The sequence below is a fragment of the Aequorivita iocasae genome (assembly GCF_016757735.1).
Lineage (GTDB): Bacteria > Bacteroidota > Bacteroidia > Flavobacteriales > Flavobacteriaceae > Aequorivita > Aequorivita iocasae.
Window position 1 is genome coordinate 517,524 of record NZ_CP068439.1, and the last position, 20,636, is coordinate 538,159.

19 protein-coding genes are annotated in these 20,636 nt (G+C 39.4%); 10 read left to right on the forward strand and 9 right to left on the reverse strand.

What is annotated here, in order from left to right; all coding sequences use genetic code 11:
- Positions 1-48: 48 nt before the first annotated feature.
- Positions 49-1,503, reverse strand: a complete 1,455-nt coding sequence (locus JK629_RS02550; RefSeq protein ID WP_202337074.1) for a M20/M25/M40 family metallo-hydrolase — start codon at positions 1,501-1,503, stop codon at positions 49-51.
- A 162-nt stretch (positions 1,504-1,665) separates the two neighbouring features.
- Between JK629_RS02550 and JK629_RS02555 the strand changes: the two genes are divergently transcribed.
- Both JK629_RS02555 and JK629_RS02560 read left to right on the forward strand, forming a co-directional pair.
- Positions 1,666-2,214: a sigma-70 family RNA polymerase sigma factor gene (locus tag JK629_RS02555; protein ID WP_202337075.1), complete on the forward strand. Its 549-nt coding sequence runs from the start codon at positions 1,666-1,668 to the stop codon at positions 2,212-2,214.
- A 6-nt stretch (positions 2,215-2,220) separates the two neighbouring features.
- Positions 2,221-2,475, forward strand: coding sequence for a hypothetical protein (locus JK629_RS02560; protein ID WP_202337076.1), 255 nt, complete (start codon positions 2,221-2,223; stop codon positions 2,473-2,475).
- Here the strand turns inward: JK629_RS02560 and JK629_RS02565 are convergent.
- Positions 2,472-3,290 carry a UbiA prenyltransferase family protein gene (locus JK629_RS02565; RefSeq protein ID WP_202337077.1) on the reverse strand — a complete coding sequence of 273 codons (819 nt, stop codon included), beginning with the start codon at positions 3,288-3,290 and terminating at the stop codon, positions 2,472-2,474. The two genes, JK629_RS02560 and JK629_RS02565, sit on opposite strands and share 4 nt — an antisense overlap.
- Before the next feature lie 131 nt (positions 3,291-3,421).
- Between JK629_RS02565 and gcvP the strand changes: the two genes are divergently transcribed.
- The 8 genes from gcvP (at position 3,422) to JK629_RS02605 (ending at position 13,295) form a co-directional block, all read left to right on the forward strand.
- On the forward strand, positions 3,422-6,271 hold the full coding sequence (gene gcvP, locus JK629_RS02570; protein WP_202337078.1) for an aminomethyl-transferring glycine dehydrogenase: 2,850 nt from the start codon (positions 3,422-3,424) through the stop codon (positions 6,269-6,271).
- A gap of 119 nt (positions 6,272-6,390) precedes the next feature.
- Positions 6,391-7,449 (forward strand): 3-oxoacyl-ACP synthase III family protein, encoded by a 1,059-nt coding sequence (locus JK629_RS02575; RefSeq protein ID WP_202337079.1) that lies wholly within the window; start codon positions 6,391-6,393, stop codon positions 7,447-7,449.
- 40 nt (positions 7,450-7,489) lie between these two features.
- Positions 7,490-8,011 carry a methyltransferase domain-containing protein gene (locus JK629_RS02580; RefSeq protein WP_202337080.1) on the forward strand — a complete coding sequence of 174 codons (522 nt, stop codon included), beginning with the start codon at positions 7,490-7,492 and terminating at the stop codon, positions 8,009-8,011.
- Positions 8,011-8,865, forward strand: coding sequence for a glycosyltransferase family 2 protein (locus JK629_RS02585; protein ID WP_202337081.1), 855 nt, complete (start codon positions 8,011-8,013; stop codon positions 8,863-8,865). Before JK629_RS02580 ends, JK629_RS02585 begins: the two co-directional genes overlap by 1 nt.
- A 71-nt stretch (positions 8,866-8,936) precedes the next feature.
- Entirely contained in the window at positions 8,937-10,043 is a 1,107-nt protein-coding gene (locus JK629_RS02590; RefSeq protein WP_202337082.1) for an alkaline phosphatase, read from the forward strand.
- A gap of 68 nt (positions 10,044-10,111) precedes the next feature.
- Positions 10,112-10,849, forward strand: coding sequence for an MlaE family ABC transporter permease (locus tag JK629_RS02595; protein ID WP_202337083.1), 738 nt, complete (start codon positions 10,112-10,114; stop codon positions 10,847-10,849).
- Positions 10,849-11,613, forward strand: a complete 765-nt coding sequence (locus tag JK629_RS02600) for an ABC transporter ATP-binding protein (RefSeq protein ID WP_202337084.1) — start codon at positions 10,849-10,851, stop codon at positions 11,611-11,613. The genes JK629_RS02595 and JK629_RS02600 overlap by 1 nt, the downstream gene beginning before the upstream one ends.
- A gap of 68 nt (positions 11,614-11,681) precedes the next feature.
- Positions 11,682-13,295, forward strand: a complete 1,614-nt coding sequence (locus JK629_RS02605; RefSeq protein WP_202337085.1) for an FG-GAP-like repeat-containing protein — start codon at positions 11,682-11,684, stop codon at positions 13,293-13,295.
- 75 nt (positions 13,296-13,370) lie between these two features.
- Here JK629_RS02605 and JK629_RS02610 read toward each other — a convergent pair whose 3' ends face one another.
- From JK629_RS02610 to cdd, 7 genes are all read right to left on the reverse strand, one after another.
- Entirely contained in the window at positions 13,371-14,807 is a 1,437-nt protein-coding gene (locus tag JK629_RS02610; RefSeq protein ID WP_202337086.1) for a DUF389 domain-containing protein, read from the reverse strand.
- Positions 14,807-15,886, reverse strand: a complete 1,080-nt coding sequence (locus JK629_RS02615; protein WP_202337087.1) for a mannose-1-phosphate guanylyltransferase — start codon at positions 15,884-15,886, stop codon at positions 14,807-14,809. Before JK629_RS02615 ends, JK629_RS02610 begins: the two co-directional genes overlap by 1 nt.
- A 5-nt stretch (positions 15,887-15,891) precedes the next feature.
- Positions 15,892-16,488, reverse strand: a complete 597-nt coding sequence (locus JK629_RS02620) for a SprT-like domain-containing protein (RefSeq protein ID WP_202337088.1) — start codon at positions 16,486-16,488, stop codon at positions 15,892-15,894.
- A 4-nt stretch (positions 16,489-16,492) separates the two neighbouring features.
- Positions 16,493-17,173 carry an SDR family oxidoreductase gene (locus tag JK629_RS02625; protein ID WP_202337089.1) on the reverse strand — a complete coding sequence of 227 codons (681 nt, stop codon included), beginning with the start codon at positions 17,171-17,173 and terminating at the stop codon, positions 16,493-16,495.
- Between the two features lie 122 nt (positions 17,174-17,295).
- Positions 17,296-18,969: a pyruvate dehydrogenase complex dihydrolipoamide acetyltransferase gene (locus tag JK629_RS02630; protein WP_202337090.1), complete on the reverse strand. Its 1,674-nt coding sequence runs from the start codon at positions 18,967-18,969 to the stop codon at positions 17,296-17,298.
- A 3-nt stretch (positions 18,970-18,972) separates the two neighbouring features.
- Entirely contained in the window at positions 18,973-19,971 is a 999-nt protein-coding gene (gene pdhA, locus JK629_RS02635) for a pyruvate dehydrogenase (acetyl-transferring) E1 component subunit alpha (protein WP_202337091.1), read from the reverse strand.
- A 178-nt stretch (positions 19,972-20,149) separates the two neighbouring features.
- Positions 20,150-20,632: a cytidine deaminase gene (gene cdd / locus JK629_RS02640; RefSeq protein WP_202337092.1), complete on the reverse strand. Its 483-nt coding sequence runs from the start codon at positions 20,630-20,632 to the stop codon at positions 20,150-20,152.
- Between the last annotated feature and the right edge of the window lie 4 nt (positions 20,633-20,636).

A 20,636-nucleotide genomic window follows, 5' to 3' on the forward strand; every position in this document is an offset into this window, starting at 1 on the left:
TCAGAAATTAAACATTTCTGAAGCCCTAAAATTTTTGCATACAGCCACTTAATTCAATATAAATTTCTTGGTGAATGTGTGGCCGTTTTCCAAGGTGAAATGCGCAATGTAAAAACCTTGTGCAAATTGCTGAAGTGCAATACTTCCAGTCTCATCATTCATTTCTTCAGAAATTATTCTTTGTCCCGCTACGCTGTACACAGACACATTCTTAACACTGGAAACAGTATTGTTTAAACGGTAATTCAAAGTTTTATCTTTTACAAAAACACGAATTGCATTTTTAGAAAAATCATCTACCGAAAGAATTTGGGGTTTGGCAGCTTCAATCAAAAACTCTAATCCCAATTTTGCGAATTTCACGGAATGGTCAGGCTCGTTAAAAAAGGAATACACGTCTCCTGGACTGTGAATATTAGGATTGTCCTGTCCCATAGCTGCCTCAAAAGGAAAAGCGGCATCAAAACCATTATCGGCCCAGCTTGCGTGATCTGAACAACCATAACCACATTCTGTATAACCGTAGGTGAAATTGTGGTCACTGTTTGGGTTGTTACTGTTGTAATGATCCATCAATTCGGTTAAATAGGTATTCAGCGCATTGCTGTTGTACCAATCTGTAGTAATATAAATATCGCTATTAGAACCATTGTAGCCCGTCATATCAAACTGTACATAAGCACTAACATTCACCCCTTGATTTGCATAATCCTCTGCAATTTCAGCTGAACCCACAAGACCTATTTCCTCCGCTGCATAAGCCATAACTTCAATACTTCTATTTGGCACAAAGTCTTTTTCCAATAAAACGCGTACCATTTCATTTAGTGAAGCAATTCCTGAAGCATTATCATCTGCACCCGGCGCATTGTTCTTATCCCCAAAAGTAGTTGAATCTATATGCCCGCCAATAATCACAAATTCATCTGGCGTATTCGCCCCATCAAACGTTAAAATTACGGAAGGCATCTGGGTATTTACATGGTTGTAGATGCGGGTATGCACATCGTTCCTTCCAGCGGCCAGAATCAAAGCGTCCCATTTTGCCTGTTGGTCCAAAACTGCTTGCTCCGCTTGTGACTTAGTATGGTATCGGGTTCCATACGCTTGAAGTTCTAAAATATCATCTTCAATGTTCTGACCATTCACAAGATCCAAGCATTCGTTCACAAACGAATCTTCGGTAATGCTATAATCTATTTGTGTGCCACGATTTGCAACTTGGTTTAAGGCTTGAACAGCTTTTTCTTCGGAAGCCCTGAATATATATCCAGGTCCGTGGGTACGTACATTGTCGTGTATGGCGTGCGCCACTTCTTCAGAAAGCAACACTGCCGCCTGCTTATCGTTGCTTGCCAAAATTGCAATATCGTCTGGATAGAGGGTTTTAAAAGTAATTGCATCTGCAGCATCCATGGTGGCATAAAAAGCATTGCCATGTTGAGCAAAGCCAGTAAACGTAAATAAAAGGAACATTAAAATTCCTGTAGTAATTTTTTTCATGGGAAGTATAAATTTCTGTAAAAATAAGACATCTATGGGACTTAGGTTTGAAATATAAAAGTTTAACTATTTTCACATAACCACCTAAAAACTAAAAGGCAGGGAATTTCGTATATGTTTGTAAAACTTCCCTATTTTTGAAATAGGCTAAAAATTATTCTTTTGGAAGTACTGAATCCAGACCAATGGGTTGACAAATATGCAGATTATCTTTACAATTATACCATTGTGAGGGTAAACGATCCTATTGTTGCCCAAGATTTAATTTCGGAAACTTTTTTGGCAGGTCTTAAATCGAAAAAAAACTTTAAGGGCGAAGCCACCGAACGCACTTGGCTCATTTCAATTTTAAAGCGAAAAATAATTGATTATTACCGAAAGATAAATTCCAAAAAGGGAAAGGCAGAGGTACACATTTCATACCGTGATGAAGATTCTGAAGGCGATTGGCTGGAGGAGAATGCTGCAGACCCTTTTGACAGGACGGCTGAGGACCGAATGGAAAACAAGGAATTGGGGCTTGCCATTTTGGAATGTTTGGAAAAACTTCCTGAAAAGCAGGCAACCATTTTTAGATTGAAAACTGTTGAAAATTTTGACACCGAAACCATCTGTAAAGAATATAACATTACGCCGTCTAACCTGTGGGTAATAATCCATCGGGCACGAAAATCAATGGTTGAGTGTTTGGAAAAAAATTGGTTCAATTAAAACAATATGAAGTTTTTTATGAAATGTGATGAAGCCGTTCACGTATGTGACAAAAGCCAATATAATGAAGCTAGCTTTTTCGAAAAATTAAAATTGAAAATGCATATCCTTATCTGTGTATTGTGTCGTGGCCACGCCAAACGGAACACCAAACTTACAAAAACCATAAAATCGGCAAACATTAAAACCCTTCGCCCCGAAGAAAAACAGCGCATAAAAACAAAACTTCAAAACGAAATAAAAAACGGACACAATTCCTAAAACTGTTCAAAAAGTTTAAATACCAATAACCAAACTATTGGCAGTCCCTCTACCCAAAAAGAAGAAAAGTAACGACTCTGCTCTGGTTTTGAAATAACCAAAAACCATCCTAAGACTACGCAGAAAATTAGAAGACTAATAATGTAGGCCACCTCAAAGTCTTTTTTAAAAAACTCACAGCCCAAACTTACTAAAAGCAAGCCAAGCCCCAATAGCTTTGCATTTCTCACACCCACTTGTTGTGGAAGGGTTTTAAGGTTTTGCCCATCATAAGGTATATCGCGTATTTCAAAAGGGAGAATAAGTGCCACTACTATGAAGATACGCTGAAAAAATGTAAGCAGTACATCGCCATCTATTTTAATATCAGAAGCCGCAAAAGGCAAAATTACGGTTACACCCGCCCATATAAATGCTACTACAAAAATCTTTATTCCCGAAAAATTCCGAAGGTTTTTGCTTCGTATAAAAGGAACAGCATAAAAAAAGGTGGTTAGGCCAAAAGCGGCGGATATCAATAATACATCTATGGGCAAGCGAAAAGCAATGGCGGCAAGCGCCACAAAACATACCGCAGATAAAACCTGTATGGTTTTTAAGGAATTGGTTAAACTACGGTGGTGCAGGCCAGCAACTTTGGCGTATTTCACGAAATTATAACCCGTTAAAGTCCCCAAAAAAACAAAGCCCCACAGTTCCCATGAAATGATGAGACCATATTCCAAAACGGTAATTGCCAGCAGCGCCACAACTGCCAAAGCAACGTGAATGCTACTGTTTATATAAAAAGCAAAAACACTGTCGTGAAACTTCATACTACCAAAAGTAACCAAAGTGTTTATAACCTTGTTATTTAGTTGAAAAATTTAAGTTTTCAACCCTTTAAAAAGAAGCTATTTCACGTTTAATATTGTAATTTTGCCACCTAAATTTCAATCGCAAATTAATGAACACAGATTCTTTTGCTTTAAGGCATATCGGTCCCCGGGAAAACGATCTTCCCGAAATGCTTAAAACCGTTGGTGTAAGCACTCTTGATCAACTTATTTACGAAACCGTTCCAGACGACATTCTGCTGAAAAAAGCACTCGATCTGGACACTGCGATGAGCGAACAGGAATATTTGGAGCACATCACCGAGCTTTCCACAAAAAACAAACTTTTTAAAACATACATAGGGCTGGGTTATCACCAATCCATCACCCCTCCTGTAATTCAACGCAATATCTTGGAAAATCCGGGATGGTACACAGCTTATACTCCCTACCAAGCCGAAATTGCCCAAGGAAGGCTGGAAGCCCTGCTTAACTTCCAAACCGTGGTGAGTGATTTAACCGGAATGGAACTGGCAAACGCATCCTTATTGGACGAATCGACGGCTGCTGCAGAAGCAATGGCGCTTTTGTTCAACGTTCGTGAAAAGGAAAAGAAGAAAAACAACGCCTCAAAGTTTTTTGTTTCTGAAGAAATATTGCCGCAAACACTTTCATTGCTGGAAACACGTTCGCGACCTCTGAAAATTGAACTGGTAGTAGGAAATCACGAAGATTTTGACTTTTCCGAAGATTATTTTGGCGCAATCCTTCAGTATCCAAGTAAAACAGGCAAGGTTTACAATTATAAAGAATTCATCCAAAAAGCTAACGACGCCCAAATAAAAGTTGCCGTTGCAGCCGATATTCTCAGCCTGGTAATGCTTGAATCTCCTGGTCACTTTGGTGTAGACGTAGTTGTGGGGACCACCCAGCGTTTTGGCATTCCATTGGGATATGGAGGACCGCACGCAGCTTTCTTTGCCACAAAAGATGAATATAAAAGAAGCATTCCAGGCCGTATTATTGGCGTCACTAAAGATACCGACGGTAATCGCGCCCTTCGCATGGCTTTGCAAACCCGCGAGCAACACATAAAACGCGACAAGGCTACTTCAAACATTTGTACCGCACAGGTTCTTTTGGCGGTTATGGCTGGAATGTACGCAGTATATCACGGACCCGAAGGTTTAAAATATATTGCTAGAAAAGTACACAATGGTGCTGCTACGCTTGCAAACGCTTTGGAAAAATTGGGCTTTGAGCAAATAAACGATACTTATTTTGATACCATCGCTATAAAAACTGATGCTACAAAAATAAAGTTTTTGGCAGAAGCGAAAGAGGTAAACTTTTATTACCCAGATGATGAAACTGTTTCCATCTCAATCAATGAAACTACAACTCCAAAAGATTTAAATAAAATAGTTTCAATCTTTTCCGAAGCCATCAAAAAAGATTTCCAAAAGATTACTGAATTGGAAACTGGGAATAAAATCCCAAAAGAGGTAGCTAGAAAAACAGAGTTTTTGCAGCAGGAAGTTTTCAACAAATACCACAGCGAAACCGATTTGATGCGCTACATCAAAAAACTGGAACGCAAGGATCTGTCTTTGAACCATTCCATGATTTCTTTAGGTTCCTGTACTATGAAATTAAACGCCGCAGCTGAAATGCTTCCGTTGAGCGACCCTATGTGGGGCAATATGCACCCTTTTGTACCTGTAGAGCAGGCGGAAGGATATCAAATTATTCTGAAAAAATTAGAAAAACAACTTACTGAAATCACCGGTTTTGCCGGCACATCCTTACAGCCCAACAGTGGCGCACAGGGTGAATATGCAGGTTTGATGGTTATTCGCGCCTATCACGAATCGCGTGGGGAAAGCCACCGAAATATATGCTTGATCCCATCTTCCGCACACGGAACAAACCCTGCTAGCGCCGTAATGGCGGGAATGAAAGTAGTTGTAACAAAATCTACGGAAGAAGGAAATATTGACGTGGACGATCTTCGTGAAAAGGCAATACAGTATAAAGACAATCTTTCCTGTTTGATGGTAACGTATCCTTCAACACATGGAGTTTATGAATCTGCAATTCGCGAAATAACCAGTATTATACACGAAAACGGCGGACAAGTTTATATGGACGGTGCAAATATGAACGCGCAGGTAGGCTTGACCAACCCAGGCGCCATTGGCGCAGACGTATGCCATTTGAACCTTCACAAGACATTCGCGATACCCCACGGAGGTGGCGGACCGGGTGTTGGCCCCATTTGCGTTGCAGAGCAGCTTGTTCCTTTTTTACCATCAAACCCAGTAATCCAAACGGGTGGCGAAAAAGCTATTACGGCAATTTCCGCAGCGCCCTATGGCAGTTCTTTGGTTTGCTTAATTAGCTATGCGTACATTTGTATGCTTGGGGTTAATGGTCTTAAAAAAGCCACACAATACGCTATATTGAATGCCAATTATATAAAGGAAAGGCTGAATGGCCATTACGAAGTTCTTTACGCCGGTGAAAGAGGACGCGCCGCCCACGAAATGATCGTGGATTGCCGACCATTTAAAGCGAAAGGAATTGAAGTTACCGATATCGCAAAACGATTGATGGATTACGGTTTTCACGCGCCGACGGTTTCTTTCCCTATTGCGGGAACATTGATGATTGAGCCTACGGAAAGCGAAAGCAAAATGTCTTTAGATCAATTTTGTGATGCTATGATTTCAATTCGAAAAGAAATAGAAGCTGCGGATAAAGACGAGCCGAACAACGTTTTGAAAAATTCACCACATACCTTAGAAATGTTGACCGCCGACAATTGGAGTTTTCCCTATAGTCGACAGGAAGCGGCATTTCCACTGGAGTATGTTTCAGACAATAAATTTTGGCCATCTATACGCAGAGTGGATGAGGCATACGGCGATAGAAATTTGATATGTACCTGCAACCCGATTGAGGCTTATATGGAAGCCTAAAAAAGTTGGCAGTTTCAGTTTTCAGTAAACAGTTTTATACCAAACAGATTTACTGAAAACTGAAACTGAAATCTGAATTACCGAATTTTCCGTATTTTTAAAAAAAACTTTTTCAATATATGAGCGTCAAGATAACCGGCATAGGAAGTTACATTCCAAGCGAGATTGCGAAGAATGAACATTTTGGCGACCATCATTTTTACAATGAGGACGGTACCCGATTTGGCAATAAGAATGAAGTAATCATTGAAAAGTTCAAAGCCATTACCGGTATTCACGAAAGACGCTATATTCCGAAAAATTTATCAACCTCAGATATTGCCTCCTTTGCTGCAGAAAACGCCATTAAAAAGGCAGGCATTGATAAGGAAACACTAGATTATATTATTGTAGCCCATAATTATGGTGACGTGAGGCACGATTCCGTACAGAGTGATACCGTACCGAGTATTGCCACCCGCGTGAAACACAACCTTAAAATTCAAAATCCAACCTGCGTTGGTTACGATGTGCTTTTTGGCTGTCCCGGCTGGGTAGAGGGCATGATACAAGCCTATGCTTTTATAAAAGCGGGTATCGCCAAAAGATGTTTGATAATAGGCGCTGAAGCCCTTTCACGCGTGGTGGATCCCCATGATCGCGATTCTATGATTTACAGTGACGGAGCCGGCGCTGCAGTAGTTGAAATAAGTGAAGAAGCCGGTGGAATTCTGTCTCATTTTAGCGCTACCTATGCCTTTGAGGAAGCACATTTTATCTTTTTTGGCGAAAGCAATAACTTAGAAAAGAAAGACAACCGCCGTTACATAAAAATGTACGGTAGAAAGATTTATGAATTTGCGCTGAACAATGTTCCCGACGCCATGAAAACTTGCTTGGACAAAAGTGGGGTTGGCATTGACGAAGTGAAAAAAATATTCATCCATCAGGCAAACGAGAAAATGGACGAGGCTATCGTAAACCGTTTTTATAAACTTTACGACAAAACCACCCCTGAAAAAATTATGCCCATGAGCATCAATAAATTGGGCAATAGCAGCGTAGCGACAGTACCAACACTTTACGATTTGGTTTTAAATGGCGAGCTAAAAGGACATTCCATCCAAAAAGGAGATGTGGTTATTTTTGCCAGCGTTGGTGCGGGAATGAATATTAATGCGATAGTTTATAAAGTTTAATTAATTCTGAATTCAGAATTCAGAATTCAGAATTGAAAAAATGTACGAAGGCAAGTTTCCGAAAAAAAGATACATGCACACCCTGAATTTTCTGAACCAGATAATTTCAAAAGATGAAAAAATCCTAGATTTGGGCGTTTCCAATCCCTTTTCAGAAATACTCATCAAAGAAGGTTATAATGTTACAAACACCCAAGGTGAAGATCTTGACCTTGAAACCAAGGTTGTACAAACGGAAGATTTTAACGTGGTTACAGCCTTTGAAATTTTTGAACATTTGGTTTCACCTTTCAACATTTTAAATGATATTCAAGCTAAAAAATTGGTCGCTTCCGTACCTTTAAAGTTGTGGTTTGCTTCGGCCTATAGAAGTAAAACCGACAAATGGGACCGTCACTATCACGAGTTTGAGGATTGGCAATTTGACTGGTTGCTTGAAAAAGCGGGTTGGCGGATTGTGAAAAGGGAAAAATTTACCAATCCCGTAAAAAAGATTGGCATCCGCCCTATTCTTCGCAGGATAACGCCACGATACTATTTGGTTTATGCTGAAAGAATTTAATGAATTTCTACATCGTCATACCTGCCCATAACGAAGAAGCATTCATCAGTGGGATGCTCCAATCTATGGTGGAGCAGACAGTTCTTCCAAAAAAAGTTGTGGTGGTTGACGATGCTTCAACTGATGGTACTTCAAAAATCATTCAACAATTTTCAGAGAAATACACTTTTATTGAAGGTGTTTTTCACAATTCCCAAAAACACCACGAGCCGGGAAGCAAGGTTATCAATGCTTTTTACAAAGGTTTTGAAGCGCTTGATAAAAACTTCGATATTATCTGCAAATTTGACGCCGATTTAATTTTCCCAAAAAATTATTTAGAAAAAATTGCCGTGATATTTCAACAGGATCCAGCCATAGGAATGGCTGGAGGATTTTGCTATATTGTGAAAAATGGAGAATGGGTTTTGGAAAACCTCACCAACAAAGACCACATCCGTGGGGCCTTAAAAGCATATCGAAAGGAATGTTTTGAACAAATAAATGGTTTAAAAAACACCATGGGCTGGGATACTGTTGATGAACTCCTCGCCCAATATCACGGCTGGAAAATTAAAACCGATACTTCGTTACAGGTAAAGCATTTAAAACCCACGGGGAAAGTTTATTCAAAGGCTTCAAAGTATAAACAGGGCGAGGCTTTTTATAAAATTCGTTACGGTTTTTGGCTTACACTTATTGCCTCGGCAAAGCTTGCCTCCAAAAAAAATAGTTTTTCGTTTTTTATGGAATCCATCTGGGGGTATTTTAAGGCCAAGAAATCTAACCTGGAATATTTACTTTCCGAGGAAGAAGGAAAATTTGTCAGAAAACTGCGTTGGAAAAAAATTCGTGAAAAATTGGGAATGCGATAATTCTACATTTCGCAACCTTTCTTTAACACTCGAACATTTTATAATTTCTATTTTTGCAAATAAAATCCCCGATGAAATTTAAATTTTTCTTCCTCCCAACATTTCTAATTTTCACAACATTTTTAACTTCCTGTGTTTCCGTTCAGGTAAAGGACAATACAGTATCAGCCATTCCTTCTGAAATAAAAAAGCCGAAAAACATAATTCTTTTGATAGGCGACGGAATGGGTCTTAGCCAAGTTTCAACAGCCATTTATTACAAAGATGGAAAACCGAATTTTGAACGTTTTAATACCATTGGCCTTAGCAAAACTTCTTCCGGGAGTGATTTAATTACGGATTCTGCCGCTGGAGCCACTGTTTTTTCAACAGGAGAAAAGACCTATAATGGAGCAATAGGTGTAAATAAAGATACTATACCTGTACCTACAATTGTGGAACAATTATCAAAACGAGGCTTCGCAACGGGCATTATTTCTACATCTTCCATTCAACACGCCACGCCGGCAAGTTTTTATGCGCACGTAAAAAGCAGGAGAATGTATGAGGAAATTACCGAGTTCGCTCCCAATAGCGGCGTAAACTTTTTTGCTGGTGGCGGATTGAAATTCTTTAACCAAAGAAAAGATGGAAAAGATTTATTGGCTGAAATGAAATCCAAAGGCTATGAAGTAATTACCGATCAACTTCCAAAAAAAGTAAGCCAAAAGAATGAATTAATACTGCTTGCCGCTGACGGTATGCCAAAGATGAGCGAAGGCCGTGGTGATTTTCTGCCGAATGCAACCAAACTTGCTTTGGAAAAACTCTCGAAGAATGAAAAAAGTTTTTTTTTGATGGTAGAGGGAAGCCAAATAGATTGGGGCGGCCACGACAATGATGCAGATTATTTAATTGGTGAACTTTTGGATTTTGACAAAACCTTAGGTGTTGCTTTGGATTTTGCAAAGCAAAACGGCGAAACGCTTATAATTGTTACCGCTGACCACGAAACGGGTGGATATACACTTGCTTCGGACGGAAATGATTACAACAAAATTAAACCGAGTTTTTCTACCCCGGGACATTCCGCTACAATGGTTCCAGTATTTGCAGAAGGTCCCGGCGCTACTTTATTCAATGGAATATATGAAAGCGATGAGATCTATCATAAAATGATGGCGCTTTTTGATAAATAAAAGCTAAAAAATGCTTTTTCAATCTACAGTGCCCTAATTTTAGTATTTTAGCCATAGCTATCGTTTTTATGAAGTACTTACAAGATATTGGTTCCTATTTTTTGATGATCAAAAGGGTGTTTGGTAGTTTCACCAAAACATCTGTTTTAAAACATCTTATTTTTAAGGAAATCAACGACCTTATTATTAGTTCTTTGGGCATTGTGGCTTTCATCTCCTTCTTTGTTGGAGGCGTTGTAGCAATACAGACCGCCTTAAATATGGACAATCCCTTGATCCCGAAAAGTCTTATAGGTTTTGCCACTCGCCAATCTGTAATCTTGGAGTTTGCGCCGACTTTCATTTCAATAATTATGGCGGGGAAAGTTGGTTCATTCATAACCTCCAGTATTGGTTCCATGCGGGTTACCGAACAGATTGATGCTTTGGAGGTAATGGGGATCAATTCGCTAAACTATTTGGTTTTCCCAAAAATAGTAGCCTTGATGTTCTATCCATTCGTGATTGTAATCTCTATGTTTCTCGGCATTTTGGGCGGCTGGGTGGCTGGTGTTTATGGTGGCTTTTCCAGCTCTACTGCTTTTATTTCGGGATTGCAAGACAGTTTTATACCCTATCAGCTTTTTTATGCTTTTTTTAAAACCTTTGTTTTTGCTTTCATTTTAGCCACAGTTCCTTCATGGCAAGGCTATTATATGAAGGGTGGCGCACTTGAAGTTGGTAGAGCGAGTACAAACTCTTTCGTTTGGACCAGTGTGCTCATTATTTCGGCCAATTATATTATAACCCAATTATTACTTAGCTGATGATAAAAGTAGAAGATGTACATAAAAGTTTTGGGGAAGAAGAAATTCTGAAAGGGATAACTACCGAATTTGACAAAGGAAAAACAAACCTTATTATCGGACAGAGCGGCAGCGGAAAAACCGTTTTGCTGAAGTGTCTTTTGGGCCTCTTTAAACCCGAACAGGGAAAAATATATTATGAAGACAAAGCCATCCAAAATATGGATGACGAAGAACAGCGCAAGCTGCGAGAAGAAATTGGGATGCTTTTTCAGGGCGGGGCTCTTTTTGACTCCATGAATATTGAAGAAAATGTAATGTTTCCGCTACGGATGTTCACAAAACAAAAGAAGGCCGATATGCTGGCCCGGGTAAATGAAGTATTAAAACGTGTGAACCTTGAAAACGTAAATAAAAAATTTCCCGCAGAAATTTCTGGAGGGATGCAAAAGAGGGTTTCCATTGCACGGGCTATCGTAAACAAGCCAAAATTTCTTTTTTGTGACGAACCTAACTCAGGACTCGATCCAAAGACCGCAACCTTAATAGACACACTCATACAGGAAATTACCCACGAGTATAATATCACCACTGTAGTTGTAACACACGATATGAATTCTGTGATGGAAATAGGTGAGAAAGTAGTATTGCTGAAACATGGAAAACTTGTTTGGCAGGGTACCAATCAGGAAATCTTTAAAACAGATAATGAAGATGTGACAAACTTTGTGTATTCTTCAGATCTTTTTAAAAAAATTCGCGAAGTACAAATAAATGAAGGGTAATTTTTTTCTCATATCTTCTTCCAATCAAATAATTTAAGCTATTTTTAATCTCCTAATTAATTTTTATTATGAGAAAAAAACTACTCTTATTAAGCACGTTCTTAATAGGCGCCACCTTAATGGCTCAAGTCACTTTCACCAACCAAAGCGTTCTAATTGGTAATTTTCCAGATCACTCGGAAGTAGCAGTTGATATGAACGGCGATTATCTTGATGATTATGTACGAGTATCGGCTGCCGGAATTGGTATAGATTATCAGCTTGCAGACCATACTTTCAATTCAATCATGATTCCCATGACCATCCAGAATGTCCCAGACTGGAGCGTTGCCGCTGGCGATATTGACGGCAATGGATTTAACGATCTATTATTGGGAAATGGTTCTCGAGTTTCCTTTGTGTTTGCAAATGAAGACGGAACTGCTTACACTGAAGTTACCAAGCCAGAGTACATCTTTTCACAAAGATCTACTCTTGCAGACATCAACAATGACGGGCTTTTGGATGCATTCATATGCCACGACGTAGACTTAAGCCACCCCTATCGGAACGGTGGAGGGCAAAATATGATTCTCGATCAGTCTTTAATCGAAACGCTTGACAGACCTGGAAACTACGCCGCCATTTGGGTAGATTATGACAACGATGGCGATATAGATATGTACTTGACCAAATGCCGTGGCGGTGCGCTGCCAGGAGATGAGAATAGAGACAACGCCATGTACACAAACAACGGCGATGGCACCTTTACTGAAAATGGTCTTGACATCGGCATGCGCGATAATGCACAGTCATGGTCAACCGTCTTTGAAGATTTTGACAACGATGGCGATTTTGATGCTTTTATTGTAAATCATGATTTTCAAAACCGCTTGATGGAAAACGACGGCACCGGAATGTTTACAGACGTTATAGCTGGATCTGGAATTGACCCATTAGACCTTGGAGCGTGGGAAAATCAATCGGGTGATTTCAATAACGATGGTTTTGTGGATATTTTTTCTGAAATGTCTAAAGAACTTTATATAAATAATGGAGATATGACCTTCACCGGGCAAGACCTCAGTTTTGACGAAGGTGGAATTGGTGATTTCAACAACGATGGCTTTTTGGATGTTGTAAATGACGGCAATCTTTATATAAATGATGGAAACGACAATCATTGGGTAAAAGTGGGATTGGAAGGCGTAGAAAGCAACAAAAACGGAATTGGAGCAAGAGTAAAGATTGTTGGAGATTGGGGAACCCAAATGCGCGAAGTGCGTTCTGGGCAGGGTTTCAGCCATATGAATTCTTTGTTGGCACATTTCGGCATTGGCACAAGTCAAAACATTGAAACCTTAATCATTGAATGGCCATCGGGCACTGTAGATGTAATCCAAAATCCTGATATTGATACTACCCATATAATTTTGGAAGGAAGCAGCCCACTGGCCGTAAGCGATCTTGAAGTGGAAGGTTTAAAAATATACCCCAATCCTACTTCAGATGTACTAAACTTTTCAATGAAAGGCCTTGAAAACACCCCAGTACAGATTATTGATGCCAATGGCAAAATCGTACTGAACTCAAAAGTTTCCAATGAAGGAAATATCAATGTAAATTCATTAAAGAGCGGTGTTTATTTCGCCCTATTACAAATAGAAAAGAAAGCTACTAGCTATAAATTTATAAAGAACTAAAAACCGCGCCAAATAGAAAATCCACGAATGGCAATGTGCCGTTCGTGGATTTTTTTTATCATAAATTCGACACCATTACCGATATTCCGAAACTTGCAGTGTATCCAGTTTCAACTTAAATTTTAGCCAAGCTTTTATTTTAGTAAGGTCCTCCCGCCTAGTTTTGGAAGGAACGTTGTTTTTCCAGCGAATATTAATCACGGGAAGTGTGTCAATCGATTTAAAATTGGTGGTTATTTTATTTGAGTAGCTAAAAGTTTCTATACTTTCATAATTGATCTTTATTTCTTCGCTCAATTCTTTAAAAGGAACATTTTGAATTTTCAACAAAGCAATCTCGTTTTCCAAAAAACGAATCTTTTCATCTTTATCCTGAATTATCTGTTCGTTCTTCACATATAGATCTTCAAGAATTCCCGCTTTAATTTCACCGGAAAGCTTTGCGGCCATTTCGCCACTTTGGTCAGCCCCTTGATAAATGCGCAAACGGCTACCTTCTAAATTTTCTGTATCCTCAAGTTGCGTTAACCAGTCATTTATCTTGTTCTGTGGAACGGGACGCCCAATTAGGTAAACATCAATGTTTTTCGTTTTATAATCCTGTGTGAATTTAACAACTTCGGCTCCTTCATAATTAATAACATTCTTTACAAACTCCTTGGTTTTATTTTCAAAAACCTGTTGGTCCAATAATTTCACAAACAGCCAAACACTTGGCACCATAACGGCAATGGCTATTACTGTTGCAATTTGCGCAGTCCTTTTTCTACGTTTGCTGTTTGCGTAGCGAACCAGCGGAAACTGTAATATTTTTGAAACTATAAATGTAGCAAGTGCTATAAAAACGGCATTGATAGAAAATAGATAAAGTGCACCTCCTGCATATGATGCATTCCCTATTGCCAATCCATAACCTACCGTACATAAGGGCGGCATAAGTGCTGTAGCAATAGCAACCCCAAATATTACACTGGCTATTGTTCCGCTTTTGGTTTTCGCCACAATCAACCCCAATCCGCCAAAAATGGCTATCAAAACATCCAAAATTGTAGGGTATGTTCTCGCAATAAGTTCTGGAGTTTCTTCGGTTAAGGGGGAAAGTTTAAAATAGAGAAAAGCCGTGAGTACACTTAAAAAAACCATTACACCCAAATTTATAAGCGAACGCTTAAGGGTATCCACATCGTTAATTGCTACTGATAAGCCTATACCCACAATAGGCCCCATTAAGGGTGAAATAAGCATTGCGCCAATTACCACCGCGGTACTACTTACATTTAACCCAATAGAAGCTACAAAGATGGAAAATATAAGAATCCAAGCGGTATGCCCCTTAAATGATATATCTTTCTTTACCGCTTCAATAGTAGCATCACGATCAGATTCTGAACGAATATCAAAAAGCTCGGTCAGGAATTTTTTTATACTCTGCCATGTATTGAGTTTTATATTTTCAAACTCGTTATCATTGGGAGTGATTTTGATGTCGTCATTATTTTCTGAGTTACCCATTACAAATATTTTTTACCAAATTGAGCCGAAACATCTTTTAAAAGTTCCTTTATTTCTTGTTCTTTTTTCTTCGGAAACAGCAAAAGAACATCTTCTTTGTCCACCACAATATAATCTTCAATTCCGTCTAAAACAACAAGTTTCTTTTTATCGGTAAAAATCATATTGTTTTCTGAATTTTTCAGGAATGTATCAGCATTTACAACTGCGTTTTGGTTTTCGTTCTTTTTCAGTTTATCATAAAGTGCGCCCCATGTCCCCAAATCATTCCAATCAAAGGTTGCTTTCTTTACAAAAACATTGTCAGCTTTTTCCAAAATGCCGTAATCAATTGAGATATTCTCTGCCCCGGAATAATTTTTTTCAATGAAATTTTTCTCTTCGGAAGTATTTAAAACAGAAATTCCTTTTGAGAAAAGGGCGTTCATTTCTGCCAAATTTTTTTCAAAAGAAGCAACGATACTTTTTACGCTCCAAATAAAGATACCCGCGTTCCATAGAAAATTTCCGGCATTTAGAAACTGCTTTGCCGTTTCATAATTAGGTTTTTCGCGAAATTGTTTTACTTTTTTAATTTCCGAAACATCGTTTTTGTCGCTTTCAATATAGCCGTAACCTGTATTTGGAAAGGTTGGCTCAATACCCAAAGTAAGTAAAATATTTTCCCGTTGGGCTGCATTAAAGCAGGCCTGAACGTCATCTGCAAAGGCGTTTTCATCTTCAATCCAATGATCACTGGGCGCTACGAGCATCAACGCGTTCGGATTTTTCTTTTTTATTTTTAATGCAGAAAGTAATATGCACGGTGCGGTGTTGCGCATGGCGGGCTCCAAGACCACTTGTTCTTCTGAAATTTCCGGCAGTTGTTTTAGCGTAATTTCCAGATACATTTCATTGGTAAGAATGTAGATATTTTCCGAAGGGATAATTTTATTAAGCCTCGAAAAAGTTTTTTGCAGTAAAGTCTCTCCCGTTCCTAACATATCGTGAAACTGTTTGGGAAATTCTTGGGTGCTCACGGGCCAAAATCGGGAACCAATTCCACCTGCCATAATTACTGCGTAATAATCTTTGCTCATTTAAACTATTTTAAAAATTCCACTTCCGCATTGGGATTGAAAAGATACGTTCTTCCCGTGGCCACCTCCAAACATTCAAAACGTTTCACGCGCTGCTTGCCGCGCTTAAAAATTTTACCGTTGTACAATCTAAAATGCCCTCCGAAGGGAATTTCAAAGATATAGTTTTTATCGTTCTCTGGATCGAACTGTTTTAACGCCAATGCCAATGCTGCATCGGTATCACTGGAAGCTTTTGGATTTTTAAAATGGCGCGCCAATAAGGGTAATAATTGATTTGGAAAAACCTCTGGCCGCAAAAATGGCAGCATCAAAAGCTGAAAGGTGCGTTTCCACTCCAAACCATGCGGTTTTATGAAGCGACCGTATTTTGCAAAAGCTTCCAAATGGGCTATTTCGTGGACCAGTGTAATTAAAAATCGGTATTTGTTTAAAGAGGCGTTTACGGTAATTTGGTGTTGGCCATTAGGCATTTTTCTGTAATCGCCGTGCCTGGTCACACGTTCATTTACAATCTTAAGATGGACATTGTGGTTTTTAATGAGTTCAAAAGCGGAAGCAACGGAAGCTTGGGGAATGTATTTTTCAAGTATTTCCGTCATAAAATCAAGGGGTTGTACTTGAAACCTGCAAAATTTTTCCGTTGTAGAATTTATTCCCCGTAAGGGAAAAATCCATTATATACTGCGCCATTTCAGTTGCTGAAAGTGGTGCCTTAAAACCCGGGAAAGCTTCTTCCAGCATTTCGGTTTGCACAGAGCCTAAAGCAAGAACGTTGAAAGCCGGACCGGTTTCTTTGTATTCCTCGGCGAGCAATTCGGTTAATGTAATGATTGCACCTTTACTGCTGCTGTATGCGCTAAGTCCAGGAAATTTCACACTCCCCTGAACGCCACCCATACTGCTGATGTTTACTATGTGTCCACTTTTTTTCATAAATGGAAGTACGGTCTGCATCAATGAGGCAGCTCCAAATACATTCACTTCGTAGCATTTTTTAAACTCTTCGGAAGTAATTTCAGCAAAAGGTTTGTTTACCAAAAAACCTGCATTGTTTATTAAAATATCCACAGAATTCATCCCTTTTTGAAGATATTCCGAAAGCTTTACAGTTTCAGATTCATCGGCGATGTCAAATTCCAGAGCGGTTACATTTTTCAGTTTTAAATCTGAAATTGGTTTTGAATTCCGCGAAAGCGCCAAAACTTTGTGTCCTGCTTCGGAAAAAAGTTTTACCATTTCAAAACCGATGCCTCGGGAAGTCCCTGTGATTATAACATTTTTCATTTCTTAAATATAAATCCCGTTATTTTCAAAAATTTGAGAATAACGGGATGTTAGTTTTCATAAGCACTTCGACTGCCATTCGTCTGCGCTCAGGACAGGCTGCTCAGTGTGACATTTCAATTTTAAACGAACATCGTCACCGGATTCTCAATATACTGTCGTAAGGTTTGCAGGAATTTTGCGCCCGTCGCGCCATCAACAGTTCTGTGATCGCAGGCCAAGGTTACTGTCATTGTATTGCCCACAGCAATTTGCCCATTTTTTACAACCGGCTTTTGAACGATTGCACCAACCGATAAAATTGCGGAGTTTGGTTGGTTGATAATGGAAGTGAATTCGGTTATTCCAAACATTCCAAGGTTAGAAACGGTAAAGGTACTGCCTTCCATTTCCTGCGGCGTGATTTTTTTGTTTCGTGCTTTTCCTGCAAGTTCTTTAACCTGTGCTCCAATTTGTGAAAACGTCATTTGGTCCGCAAATTTCAGCACAGGCACCAGCAAACCTTCGTCAACTGCAACGGCTACACCTATGTGGATGTGTTTGGCAATTTTTGTTGCTTCCGGCGTCCATTGGCTATTTACCTGCGGATGTTTACGCAATGCCATTGCACACGCTTTTATAACCATATCGTTAAAGGAAATCTTCACATCCGGATCAGCGTTTATCGCTTCGCGAGCGGCGATTGCGTGATCCATATCCAATTCAACTGTCAAATAATATTCTGGCGCAGTGAATTTTGATTCAGCCAAACGCTTTGCAATGGTTTTACGCATCTGCGAATTTTTCACTTCCTCAAAACTTTCTGTTCCCACAGGAATATAAGCCTGTCCGCCGCCAGCAGCAGGTTGATAATTTTCAATATCGCTTTTAACGATACGGCCATTCTCACCACTTCCTCGGACTTGGCGCAGGTTGATTCCTTTTTCCTCTGCCAGTTTTTTTGCCAAAGGCGAGACAAAAATGCGACCTTCGTTTGTTGTTTGTGAGCTTTCGGATTTTCGTTTGTCCTCCAAAGCTTTAGTGGATGAAGATTCTTTTTTGGAATCCTTTTCAATGGTTTCTTTTTCTTCTGATTTTTTTTCTTCTGAAACTTTTTCTTTTGAAGCTGAAGGTTTGCTACCAAGTTTTATTCCTGAAACATCGGTTCCCTTTGGGCCAATGATTGCAAGCAAGGCATCAACAGAAGCAGATTCCCCTTCGCCAACACCTATTTTTAAAAGCGTTCCGGAATAGAATGACTCAAATTCCATTGTGGCTTTATCGGTTTCAATTTCGGCAAGAATATCGCCCTCCTCAACTTTATCGCCTTCCTTTTTTAACCAAGATGCAACAGTTCCCTCTGTCATTGTATCGCTCAAACGAGGCATTGTGATTACCTCAACGCCTTCGGGCAATTCTGAGGAAGCGGAAGAATTTTCAGTTTTTTCTTTGGAATTTTCTTCTGTAATATCTTTACTTTCTTCTTTGTCCTTCGAAGTTTCTGATTTTTTATCAGAAGTTTCTTTAGCAGATTTTTTATCATCAGATTTTCCATCAATCAAATCTGAAATATCTTCATCCTTTTCACCAATAATCGCCAAAAGAGAATCAACTTTGGCCGTTTCCCCTTCTTTGATCCCGATATGAAGTAAGGTTCCTTCATAAAAGGATTCGAATTCCATCGTGGCTTTATCGGTTTCAATTTCGGCAAGAATATCGCCTTCTTTTACGGTATCGCCCACTTTTTTAAGCCAGGTGGCTACCGTGCCTTCTTCCATGGTGTCGCTTAAACGCGGCATGTTTATTACTTCGGCCATTTCTTATAATTTATCGGATAAAAAGGGATAATCTTCCTGTTCATATACAGTGTCAAACATTACGTTTTTCTCTGGATATGGTGATTCTTCTGCAAATTTTTCACATTCTTCCACCAAATCCTTTACCTTTTTATCAATTTTTTTAATTTCTGCTTCAGTTGCCCATTTATTTTCGTAAATCTGATGAAGCACGTAAGTAATCGGGTCTTCTTCTTGTTTTTTGGCAACTTCTTCTTTTGTACGGTAATGCTGGGCATCACTCATAGAGTGACCTCTATATCGATACGTACGCAACTCCAAAAATGTAGGGCCATCGCCACGACGGGCACGTTTTATAGCTTCGTCCATTTCTTTTGCTACAACTTCGGGTTTCATTGCGTCTACGGGTTTACAGGGCATTTCATAACCCATCCCAAGTTTATAAATATCGGTGTGGTTGGCGGTTCGGGCCACAGAAGTTCCCATAGCATACCCATTGTTTTCAACACAAAAAACCACAGGAAGTTTCCAAAGCATTGCAAGGTTAAAAGTTTCGTGAAGCGAACCTTGACGGGTTGCGCCATCGCCCATATAAGTTAGGGTTACTGCATCTCTTTCAAAATATTTATCGGCAAAGGCCAAACCTGCACCCAATGGAATTTGTCCACCCACAATACCGTGCCCTCCGTAAAAACGGTGCTCTTTGGAAAAGATATGCATCGAGCCTCCCAAACCTTGTGAAGTTCCTGTGCCCTTTCCATATAATTCTGCCATTACCTTTTTTGGATCAACGCCCATCCCGATGGGCTGTACGTGGTTTCGATATGCGGTAATCATTCGGTCCTTGGTAAGATCCATAGCGTGCAAGGCTCCCGCCAGTACAGCTTCCTGACCATTGTAAAGGTGTAGAAAGCCCCTTACTTTTTGATTGATATATACTTGAGCAAGTTTATCTTCAAACTTGCGCCAAAAGAGCATGTTTTCGTACCAATCCAGATACGTTTTTTTGGTGATTTTCTTCATCTATCTGCTATAAGTATTCCCACGGGGGAATTTTTTAAACGGATAACAAAAATAGCACTTATTAAGGAGAAATTACAAATCACAAATTCCAAATTCCAAATAAATCTCAAAAAACAAATTTTAAAATTTAAAGGATTTGAGTTTTTGGAATTTGGTGTTTGTGATTTAGTGCTTTATTTTAAAGATATTTTGCATCAAAGCCCAGCGGCAGTAAATCCATTACAGAAGCCACTTTGATGATATCTCCGGTTTCGCCCATAAAGTAGATTGCTATTGGAGTTTTTTGCTTTTGCTCGTATTCTGCCAAAGATTGGCGACAAGCTCCACAGGGCGCAATGGCCTCCGCAACTTCATGGCTTTCGGCACGTACGGTAATTGCCAAGTCGGTAATTGTTTCATTGGGAAAATTGGCGCCCGCGTTAAATACCGCCACCCTTTCGGCACAAAGACCGGATGGAAAAGCTGCGTTTTCTTGGTTATTCCCTGTTACTATAACGCCGGAAGAAAGCCGAAGTGCTGCTCCAACCCTAAAATGTGAATAAGGCGCATAAGCATTTTCACGTGCTTGCTGCGCCTTATTCATCAATTCTTGAATGTGCTCTGGAAGTTCTGAGAGTGTTTCAAAAACTTCCAAATTGATTTCAATTTTTTGTTTTTTCAAATTT

Excerpts from the sequence above, each read along its gene's own strand:
- JK629_RS02605 (WP_202337085.1), top strand. The coding sequence starts at position 11,682 with ATGAGAAAAAAACTACTCTTATTAAGCACGTTCTTAATAGGCGCCACC.
- pdhA (WP_202337091.1), bottom strand. The coding sequence starts at position 19,971 with ATGAAGAAAATCACCAAAAAAACGTATCTGGATTGGTACGAAAACATG.
- JK629_RS02620 (WP_202337088.1), bottom strand. The coding sequence starts at position 16,488 with ATGACGGAAATACTTGAAAAATACATTCCCCAAGCTTCCGTTGCTTCC.
- JK629_RS02575 (WP_202337079.1), top strand. The coding sequence starts at position 6,391 with ATGAGCGTCAAGATAACCGGCATAGGAAGTTACATTCCAAGCGAGATT.
- JK629_RS02625 (WP_202337089.1), bottom strand. The coding sequence starts at position 17,173 with ATGAAAAATGTTATAATCACAGGGACTTCCCGAGGCATCGGTTTTGAA.
- JK629_RS02630 (WP_202337090.1), bottom strand. The coding sequence starts at position 18,969 with ATGGCCGAAGTAATAAACATGCCGCGTTTAAGCGACACCATGGAAGAA.
- JK629_RS02590 (WP_202337082.1), top strand. The coding sequence starts at position 8,937 with ATGAAATTTAAATTTTTCTTCCTCCCAACATTTCTAATTTTCACAACA.
- JK629_RS02610 (WP_202337086.1), bottom strand. The coding sequence starts at position 14,807 with ATGGGTAACTCAGAAAATAATGACGACATCAAAATCACTCCCAATGAT.
- JK629_RS02615 (WP_202337087.1), bottom strand. The coding sequence starts at position 15,886 with ATGAGCAAAGATTATTACGCAGTAATTATGGCAGGTGGAATTGGTTCC.
- gcvP (WP_202337078.1), top strand. The coding sequence starts at position 3,422 with ATGAACACAGATTCTTTTGCTTTAAGGCATATCGGTCCCCGGGAAAAC.
- JK629_RS02600 (WP_202337084.1), top strand. The coding sequence starts at position 10,849 with ATGATAAAAGTAGAAGATGTACATAAAAGTTTTGGGGAAGAAGAAATT.
- JK629_RS02565 (WP_202337077.1), bottom strand. The coding sequence starts at position 3,290 with ATGAAGTTTCACGACAGTGTTTTTGCTTTTTATATAAACAGTAGCATT.
- JK629_RS02550 (WP_202337074.1), bottom strand. The coding sequence starts at position 1,503 with ATGAAAAAAATTACTACAGGAATTTTAATGTTCCTTTTATTTACGTTT.
- JK629_RS02580 (WP_202337080.1), top strand. The coding sequence starts at position 7,490 with ATGTACGAAGGCAAGTTTCCGAAAAAAAGATACATGCACACCCTGAAT.
- JK629_RS02560 (WP_202337076.1), top strand. The coding sequence starts at position 2,221 with ATGAAGTTTTTTATGAAATGTGATGAAGCCGTTCACGTATGTGACAAA.
- JK629_RS02595 (WP_202337083.1), top strand. The coding sequence starts at position 10,112 with ATGAAGTACTTACAAGATATTGGTTCCTATTTTTTGATGATCAAAAGG.
- JK629_RS02585 (WP_202337081.1), top strand. The coding sequence starts at position 8,011 with ATGAATTTCTACATCGTCATACCTGCCCATAACGAAGAAGCATTCATC.